2 tRNA genes are annotated in these 774 nt (G+C 38.6%); both read left to right on the plus strand.

Annotated features, from left to right (window positions below):
• The first annotated feature begins 234 nt into the window (after positions 1-234).
• Positions 235-308 (plus strand) — tRNA-Ile (locus LB465_RS18070).
• Positions 309-496: 188 nt separating this feature from the next.
• A tRNA-Ala gene (locus LB465_RS18075) sits at positions 497-570 on the plus strand.
• Positions 571-774: the final 204 nt, after the last annotated feature.

Here is a 774-nt window from a genome sequence, read left to right on the forward strand (position 1 = left end):
AGCCGTACCGGAAGGTGCGGCTGGAACACCTCCTTTCTAGAGCAATGTTTAGCTGATTTATCAGTGATAACAAAGCGCAAGAATCAAAGGGAAGTTCTTAAAGATTCTGATTTGGTCTTGATTCTAAAGCTGTCGATTTAATATTTAAAAAATTAGAGAAAAGAAACAAGAGAAAAGAGAAGAGACTTTTTAGTCCTTGATCTTGAGTCTTAGTTCTTGGATCACACAAAGGACAGTCTCATAGCTCAGCTGGTTAGAGCGCTACACTGATAATGTAGAGGTCGGCAGTTCGAGTCTGCCTGAGACTACGAAGCAAGTATATCTTGCATTCAAAGTTAAAGGTTCAAAGTTCAAATTTATTTGAATTAGAGACAACGACGTTCATTACAAATTGAAAGGAAATTTTAGAAGTTGGGTAACCCAGTTTGCAGTAAGCAGTAGCAGTTAGCAGTAATAAAGACTGCGTACTGAGTACTGAGACTGCCGACTAACAAACGGGGGATTAGCTCAGCTGGCTAGAGCGCCTGCCTTGCACGCAGGAGGTCATCGGTTCGACTCCGATATTCTCCACGATTCCTTAAGATCTAAGGGAGATAGGTAACACAAACATCAGGAAACGCGTAAGCATATTCGTTTGTTTGCCATCTAGCTAAGGTTGTTAGAGAGGAAAAAAGTTCATTGACATATTGAGAAACAAAGAATACGAGAAAACTACAGTTATAGAAGTTTACTTTTATAACGAGGTAAATTAATTAAATTAATAGAATATATTGT

Origin of the sequence: Salegentibacter lacus (assembly GCF_020164555.1) — a bacterium.
Classification (GTDB): Bacteria; Bacteroidota; Bacteroidia; order Flavobacteriales; family Flavobacteriaceae; genus Salegentibacter; species Salegentibacter lacus.